General features: G+C 61.4%; 7 protein-coding genes. 3 read left to right on the top strand and 4 right to left on the bottom strand.

The features are described from left to right. Positions 1-150: 150 nt before the first annotated feature. On the bottom strand, positions 151-546 hold the full coding sequence (locus tag NKI85_RS33325) for a VOC family protein (protein ID WP_352531493.1): 396 nt from the start codon (positions 544-546) through the stop codon (positions 151-153). 236 nt (positions 547-782) lie between these two features. Between NKI85_RS33325 and NKI85_RS33320 the strand changes: the two genes are divergently transcribed. The 3 genes from NKI85_RS33320 to NKI85_RS33310 all read left to right on the top strand — a co-directional run bounded on the left by NKI85_RS33320 (position 783) and on the right by NKI85_RS33310 (position 3959). Continuing rightward, a complete protein-coding gene (locus NKI85_RS33320; RefSeq protein WP_352531492.1) occupies positions 783-1088 on the top strand; it encodes a ribbon-helix-helix domain-containing protein in 306 nt (101 codons plus the stop codon). 208 nt (positions 1089-1296) lie between these two features. Beyond that, complete coding sequence (locus tag NKI85_RS33315) at positions 1297-1770, top strand: hypothetical protein (RefSeq protein WP_352531490.1); 474 nt, start codon at positions 1297-1299, stop codon at positions 1768-1770. A 101-nt stretch (positions 1771-1871) separates the two neighbouring features. After that, positions 1872-3959, top strand: a complete 2088-nt coding sequence (locus NKI85_RS33310; RefSeq protein WP_352531488.1) for a sigma-54-dependent Fis family transcriptional regulator — start codon at positions 1872-1874, stop codon at positions 3957-3959. Positions 3960-4057: 98 nt separating this feature from the next. Here the strand turns inward: NKI85_RS33310 and NKI85_RS33305 are convergent, their stop codons facing one another. The 3 genes from NKI85_RS33305 to NKI85_RS33295 all read right to left on the bottom strand — a co-directional run bounded on the left by NKI85_RS33305 (position 4058) and on the right by NKI85_RS33295 (position 7455). Then, entirely contained in the window at positions 4058-4555 is a 498-nt protein-coding gene (locus NKI85_RS33305; RefSeq protein ID WP_352780187.1) for a DUF1097 domain-containing protein, read from the bottom strand. Positions 4556-4741: 186 nt separating this feature from the next. Next, positions 4742-5785 carry an NAD(P)-dependent alcohol dehydrogenase gene (locus tag NKI85_RS33300; RefSeq protein ID WP_352531484.1) on the bottom strand — a complete coding sequence of 348 codons (1044 nt, stop codon included), beginning with the start codon at positions 5783-5785 and terminating at the stop codon, positions 4742-4744. Positions 5786-5823: 38 nt separating this feature from the next. Beyond that, on the bottom strand, positions 5824-7455 hold the full coding sequence (locus NKI85_RS33295; protein WP_352531482.1) for a molecular chaperone GroEL: 1632 nt from the start codon (positions 7453-7455) through the stop codon (positions 5824-5826). Positions 7456-7521: the final 66 nt, after the last annotated feature.

The following is a 7521-nucleotide window of genomic DNA, read 5'->3' as shown; positions in this document are numbered from 1 at the left end:
ATGCGGGCGCACCAGCCGCTGTTTCGCGGCGAGACGCCGATCCAGTAAGCTCCAGGCGTCGATCGGCCGCCAGCTGAGCCGCACGCTGGCACTCATGCCCTGGGCCGACAGCCAAGTCAGATTGCACTGCCACATGCGGCGCGCAACGCCCTATTGGTAGCGGCCGTGGCGCTGCAGCACTTCGATCTGGTAACCGTCGGGGTCGCTCACGAAAAAGAACCGCGCAAGCAGCTCGCCTTCGTGGTTGAACTCGACAATTTTTCGCGGATTGAAACCTGCCGCCGCCAAGCGCTTGTGTTCTGTCTCGATATCGTCGACGCAAAGAGCCATGTGGCCATAGCCGTCACCAAGCGCGTAGGGCTCTTCCCTGCCCTTGTTGATCGTCAGTTCAAGCTCGAAATCGGCTTCCGCATTGTGCAGATAAACCAGTGTGAACGTGACGAAATCCAACCGGTCCGCAACATCGAGTCCGAATGCGCTTTTGTAGAAACTGACCGACAGGTTCTCGTCCACCACCCGGATCATCGAATGAATTGCTTTCGCCAAAGGAGCCTCCTGTCTGCCGCGCGGTCTCGGATACCGCCAACCGTGGCCCATTGGTTGCAAAAATGGGTGGCAGCCGGTTACCACGTCGAGAAATTGGCTTAAGGCTGGTCTACGCACCAAATCCGATTGTAGTCACTGCAAATGGGAGTGGGAAATGCGCTTTGGGTTGGTATCATCCGGCGAATGGGCGTAGAAACCGCTTTGGCCTAAAGCAACATCAAACGGGAGGTCTTCGCATGTGTAAGGTCTTTGCCGAGCAGGATCCGGAAGGGTATCGGCTGGTCAATCGCTCAGTTCGAATAGGTGGCCATTCGACGAGCATCCAGCTCGAGGCCACTTTTTGGACGCTGTTGGACGAGATCGCCCATGCACAGAGGATGACGGCGCCAAAATTCCTCTCGACGCTTTACGACGAAGCGCTGGAGATCAACGGCCACATCCCGAACTTTGCCTCCATGCTGCGCACCACGTGCGCGCTCTATCTGCGTGACAGGCAATCACTCGAAAGCGAACCCTCGGAATTCACGAACAAGGCGGCCTGACACGCAGGCATTAGTCAAAACGTCCGATTACCGAAGACTCCGTGTAGCAGCGGCCTGCTACCAGCGACCCGAATTTTGGCGCTATGTGATATGAATGGCGAACTTGACCGAGGCGGTGTAGAGTTCACTCAAAACAAGAAATGAGCCGTACGACAAAACAAGAAATGAGCCGTACGAACGGCAACCCTGAGCGAATCTGGGAGGATTCATGGTTGAGATTATCTCCAAGCGGGATGGCCCCCGGCGCGAGGACGTACAAGTCAAAAGACTGATCGAGCAGAACCGCTCGACCATCGTTCGCCTTGCCGACCAGATCAGCGGCGGCGGCTATTCGGCTTCGAGGAAGCCACGCCAGCAACCGAAGGCGGAAGGTCTGATCATCCATGTTGGTGGCGGCGCTGCACCGGTGGCCGAAGCCAAGCCGTCCATCCAGGTCACCATGAACGGCCGCGTAATTTCGAAGGATCAGAACACAGGCCGCCAGCTTCGTCACATCGGCGATATCCGCAACCGGAGTGGCGAACAGATCTTCGTCCTGGCAACGAAGCAGAATGGCTTTTTCTCGCCGGTGGACGAAACCGTCGCCGAGGCGCTTGCCGACCTGGATGGATCCCGTCTTGCCGCCGCCTACACCGAAGAGCAGCTTGCCGCCGACATCGGCGCGAAGCTTGGCATTGACTGACTTGCAGACGCCTGGGCGCGCTTGTGCACGTCCAATCCGCGACAGCATACGAACGCGACAGCATACAGAAATGGCATGCCTCAAGGTTCTGTGATGACTGAATGAAACGCGAGATGGGCCCCAATCAGATGAAGATCGATGCTCTTCCGGCGCGTGCGTCGCCGGCCGCGGGGCAAATGGTTCTGAACAACATTGACTATGACGAGCGCGCTACCATGCGCGCCTGGGAAACTTTTCTGGCCGACGAGCCCAAATGTGCCAGCGGTCCAATCCACCCAAACCACGTCCGCTCCCTCATTCACGATTCCTGGTATCGCAGCGCCACCGGCGGCATCAACGCTCAAGGTATTGAAGCGCCGCTGAGCAGTGATCGCGACGAGATCGAATATCTGACCCGCGCCAATGCCGAACTGCTTTCGGCGGCGCGGCGGTCGTTCGCCTCCCTTGGCCAGCTGCTGGATGGGACGGGCGCGATGCTGGTTCTGGCCGACAGCGACGGCGTGCTGATCGACGCCATCGGCGACAAGAAGACGCTGCATGACGGCATGGATATCCACCTCGCCATCGGCGGCAAATGGAACGAGGATGCCGTCGGAACCAACGGCATCGGCACGGCGCTGTGGACCGGAGAGCCGACTTTCGTCCATGCGGCCGAGCATTTCTGCGCCGGCATCAAATCCTGGACTTGCGCTGGCGCGCCGATCCGCGATCCGCTCGACGGCAAGATCATCGGCGTCGTCGACCTGTCAGGCTATTCGCCGATCTTCCGGCCGCACAACACCGCGCTCGTTGCCGCCACAGCCCGGCAAATCGAAAAGGCCTTGGCCGAACAGCAGCAGGAACAGCGCACGCGCCTGCTCGAAGCCTTCATTTCTTCGGCTCCCAGCTACCGCCGAAAAGACGGGCTGGTGATCGTCGACCATCGCGGCCGCGCCATCTTCTGCAACAACGTGCCCGACGGCGAGACCACAGAAATGATGGACGGTCCGATGGAACCTGGTCGTGGCCGTTGGCTGATGAACCTTCCGTCGTCCGGGTCGGACGCCGACCTCGCCAAGGCGCTGCCGGCACATCTGCGATCCTGCCACATCACGCCACTCAAGCTCGACGGCGACCTCCGCGGCGCGGCACTGGTGTTCCCGTCCGTGCCGGCAGTCTCCAGCGTGACGGTGGTCCGTAGGGAAGCGAGCAAGCACCTTCAGGATGCTGTCGCCATGATCGTTGGCAAGAGTGAGGCGCTGCTGGCCGCCGTTGAAATCGCCTGTCGTGTCGCTCAATCGAACAGTGCGGCTTCGTTGTTGGTCGAAGGTGAGACGGGAGTTGGAAAGGAGCTGTTTGCCCGGCTCGTCCATGCAGGCAGCCGGCGCGCGGCGAACGATCCGTTCATCGCGATGAATTGCGGGGCGATCACCAAGGATCTCTTTGGCAGCGAATTGTTCGGCCATGTCGCCGGCGCCTTTACCGGCGCCTCGCGGGAAGGCAAGCCAGGTGTTTTCGAGCTCGCCAACGGCGGCGTCCTCAGTCTCGACGAGGTCGGCGAATTGCCACTCGAGATCCAGCCGTTTCTGCTGCGTGTCCTGGAAGAGCGCGTGGTCAACCGCATTGGCGACAGCCGGGGTCGCCCAGTGGATGTGCGCATGGTCGCCTCGACCAATCGCGATCTCAAGCAGGAAGTTGCCGCCGGCCGCTTCCGCCGCGATCTCTATTATCGAATTGGTGCGGTCTCGATCACGGTCCCGCCGCTGCGCGAGCGTGGTGAGGATGTGCTGCTGCTGATCGAACATTTCAACCGGCAGATCGCCGCCACAGCAGGCGAGGACCCGCTGGAATTCTCGCACGAAGCGCTCGAGGCCCTGCTCGCCTACCATTGGCCGGGCAATGTGCGGGAACTGAAGAACCTCGTTGGGCGGCTGCACATCTTGGCGCGCGGCGGCACCGTTGAGCTTCAGGATCTTCCCGGGGAAATCAGTGCGGGCAATCGCAACAATATGACCATGCACGGCGATCATCCCGCTGCCATGCTCGCAGCACCGGTGTGCACATTCGAGGATGCAGAATGCCAAGTCATCAAGAACGCGCTCGCCGCAGAGGGTGGCAATCTCAGCAAGGTCGCGCTGAGGCTCGGTATTTCGCGGCCGACGCTCTATCGCAAGCTCGGACAATACGGCATCCGACGCGGCTTCCTCTAGACCCAATCGCGCCGACACAAAAAACCCGCGGCATTCGCGCCGCGGGGTTGGGGAAGTTCGTCGCCTAGCTTGCCTTCAGGCAGCGGTCGCAGGAATGATCAGGCCTTTACGACAGCACCGGTCACTTTCTCCGAGACGTAGCCGAGAATGTTGCCGATGATCAGCGAGATAACCACGGCGGCCGCGACCCTGGTGATGCCGCTGATGCCTTCGCCGTAAGCGGTGGCGCCAAGCAAAAAAAGCGCGGCGGTCGTTGCGTAGCCATAGACCGCTGACGGAATGGCGCTCAGCAAAGGCAGCTTGGCGGCAAGAATCAGGACTATGATTGAAATGCCGACGCAAATGCCGGCCATGATCGCCGTAACACCAATGGACGTCAGTGCTATCAATGCGCCGGCGGCGCAGATCGCTCCCCAGAGGTTTGCAACCGCCGAATTCTTGAACCCGGCTGCCTTGCCGCCACAGTGATAGAAACTCCCCCAGCCCACAAATACCGCCCAGATCAGCAGATAGGGGTTGCCGATCGTGATCGCTGCCCACGTTGCAATGCCACCCATAATGCCGATGACGACGGCCAGCCCTGTAACAAGATCCATGTTGTCCTCCCCTTTTCCACACCACGAAGCAAGGAAACTCGTTTCAGGATCGCGCTTCGCTGACGTCCCGATACGGAAATGCCATGGCATCAGCCACGGAGCTCAGAAGGAAGGCTTGCCGGGTCAGGCAAGCAGTCAGATCGAACCGGACGCGGTAGCCGTTCCGCCACGTTCGGTCCAAATGTTTCAGGGAACGATGACGCCGCGTCCGGTGAACCGCCGGTTCTTGAAATCGTCGAGCGCGGTGTTGATGCTTGCGAGGTTATACTCGGTGTAGTGCATCTTCACCTTGCCGTCGGCGTTCAGTTCCATCAGTTCGACAAGCTCGGTGAAATTGCCGACCAAGCTGCCGCCGATGTTGATCTCCTCGATGACGAGATGCGCGGTCGGCACGTTGATATTGCCGCCATAGCCGACGACGAACAGTTGCCCGCCCTTGCGCACCATCTTCCAGCAGATGTTCTCGACACCGAGTTCACCGACGAAATCGATCACCACATGGGCGCCGCCGCCGGTGATCTGGCTGACCTCCTCGACGATGTTCGGCCCGCCATCAAGGACGTAGTCGGCGCCAAGATCCTTGGCCAGCACCTGTGCTGCCGGCTCGCGATCGACGGCGATGATGCGGCAGCCCGAAATCGCGTGCAGCGATTGCAGCGCGATATGGCCGAGCCCGCCAATGCCGAGCAGGACGCAGTAGCTCCCCGGCCTCAAGAGCTTCGCCGCCCGCTTGGCGGCGCGGTAGGCGGTGATCCCGGCATCGGCCAGCGGCGCCACCTCGATCGGCGTGACATTGGCATTCAGCTTGATCAGCGAACGCTCGCTGGTGATGAAATATTCGGCGAAGCCGCCATTCATGCCAAGGCCGGGGAACTGGCCATTGTCGCAATACATGTCCTCGCCATGCCGGCAGTTGAGGCAGATGCCGCATGAGCGGAAGGGATGGCAGATTACCGCGTCACCGCGCCTGACCGATCTGACACCGCTGCCGACCTCCTCGACCCAGCCGGCATTCTCGTGGCCCATGATGTAGGGCAAGAGCGTACCTTCAGGATCCATGGTCGGCTTCCACACGCCTTCGATGATGTGCAGGTCGGTGCGGCAGAGGCCGGCGGCACCGACCCGCACGATCACCTCGTCGGGCGCGGTGATCGTCGGCGCCTTGACCTCCTCGATCCTGAGCTGGATGTTCGTATGCGGATCGTATTCGTACAGTCTGGCAGCTTTCATCGTCGTATCCTTTCAACGTCGAGATTGTTTGGATTGCTTCAGGCGCGGCCGAGCTTTTCAGAGCCGCCGCCGCGAGCCGGTCCGGCCGTCGGATCCTCATCCTCGGCGAGATGGCCAATCAGCGTTTCGGTGGTCAGGATCAGCGTTGCCACCGAAGCTGCGTTGGCGAGCGCAGTGTAGGTGACACGAACCGGATCGATGATCCCTGCCTCGAACATGTTCTGGTACGCACCGGTTGATGCGTTGTAGCCGTAGCCGCCGTTGATGCGGGTGACCTCGACCACCACCGCTTCGGGATCGGCGCCGGCATTGGCAGCAATGCGCCACAGTGGCCGCGTCAGCACGGAGCGCACCAGGCGCACGCCCTCGGCGACATCGCCGTCGACGCCGGCCGCCACCTTGTCGAGCAGCGGCGCGATCTGGGCAAGCGCCGAGCCGCCGCCGGCAACGACGCCCTCTTCGGATGCGGCGCGCACCGCATTCAGCGAATCCTCGATGAGCTGAATGGTTCGCTTCTGCTCGACCGGTGTGACACCACCGGCATAAAGGATCGCGGTCCCGCCAGAGAGCTTGGCCAGGCGTTCGCGCAGCTTGTCCTGATCGATGTTCGGCGGCGAGGCTTCATACTGCCGCTGCACCTGGGCGCGGCGCGATGCGATGGCCGCATGGTCGCCGCCGCCGCGAATGATCGAGGTGTAGGACGAACTGGTCTTCACCCGGTCAGCCGTTCCGAGATCGTCGGCGGTGATGTCCTCCAGCCGGCCGCCGAGATCGCGCGCGATCACCTTGCCGCCAGTGATGATGGCCAAATCCTCCATCATCGCCTTGCGCCAATGGCCATATTCCGGCGGGTGAACGACGAGGTATTTTCCCGGTCCCTGCTTGCCGAGCAGCGTCACCACCACTTCCGGCGACATTTCCTCGGACACGATCAGCAGCGGCCGACCATCCTCGTCGGCAATGCGGCGAACCGCATCGAGCTGCCCGGGCTCCTTGATCTTGAGGTCGGTCATCAGGATGTAAGGCCGTTCGAGAACCGCCTCCATCTTTTCCTGATCGGTCACCATGTGGTGCGAGAGATAGCCGCGTTCGAAGGACATGCCCTCGACCACATCGAGCGTGGTCTCGGTGGTCACACTGAAGTCCGTGGTGATGACGCCTTCGGCCCCTACCCGCTGATGGGCTTCCGCTACCAGCGCGCCAAGCTTGGCATTGGTCGCCGCGATGTTGGCGACCGAAGCGAGAATGCCGTTGCCCTTGGCGGGCTTGGCCGAAGCCTTGAGCGCCGTCACCACCGCCGCCACGGCAAGGTCGATGCCCTTGCACAGATCGACGGATTTCGCGCCGCGTTCATTCGCCTCCACACCACCCTGGATGAGCGCGTTGGCGAGCACGATGGCAGTCGTGGTGCCGTCGCCGGCGACCTCGTTGGTTTGCATCGACACTTCGCGGACGACCTGCGCGCCCATGTTTTCGAAACGGTCGTGCAGTTCGATCTCGGAGGCGATGCTGACGCCGTCGCGGGTCACCATCGGCGTGCCGATCGGCCGGTCGATCATGGCGTTCATGCCTTTGGGGCCGAGTGTCGGCTCGACTGCAGCGGCCAACCGAAAGACACCACGGGCGAGAGCACGGCGGGCTTCGGAATTGTGAAGCATTATTTTGGGCATGATTCCTCCTTCCGCCTTACGGGCGGGTTGTTGGTTAGGGGCCTCGTGCAAGGGAGGCCGTTGTTT

Origin of the sequence: Mesorhizobium sp. M0571 (assembly GCF_040320985.1) — a bacterium.
Lineage (GTDB): Bacteria > Pseudomonadota > Alphaproteobacteria > Rhizobiales > Rhizobiaceae > Mesorhizobium.
This window is presented reverse-complemented; position numbering and strand designations above follow the sequence as displayed.

Bases quoted from the DNA above. Each gene is read 5' to 3' on its own strand.
- NKI85_RS33310 (WP_352531488.1), top strand. From the start codon at position 1,872: ATGAAACGCGAGATGGGCCCCAATCAGATGAAGATCGATGCTCTTCCG.
- NKI85_RS33315 (WP_352531490.1), top strand. From the start codon at position 1,297: ATGGTTGAGATTATCTCCAAGCGGGATGGCCCCCGGCGCGAGGACGTA.
- NKI85_RS33295 (WP_352531482.1), bottom strand. From the start codon at position 7,455: ATGCCCAAAATAATGCTTCACAATTCCGAAGCCCGCCGTGCTCTCGCC.
- NKI85_RS33300 (WP_352531484.1), bottom strand. From the start codon at position 5,785: ATGAAAGCTGCCAGACTGTACGAATACGATCCGCATACGAACATCCAG.
- NKI85_RS33305 (WP_352780187.1), bottom strand. From the start codon at position 4,555: ATGGATCTTGTTACAGGGCTGGCCGTCGTCATCGGCATTATGGGTGGC.
- NKI85_RS33320 (WP_352531492.1), top strand. From the start codon at position 783: ATGTGTAAGGTCTTTGCCGAGCAGGATCCGGAAGGGTATCGGCTGGTC.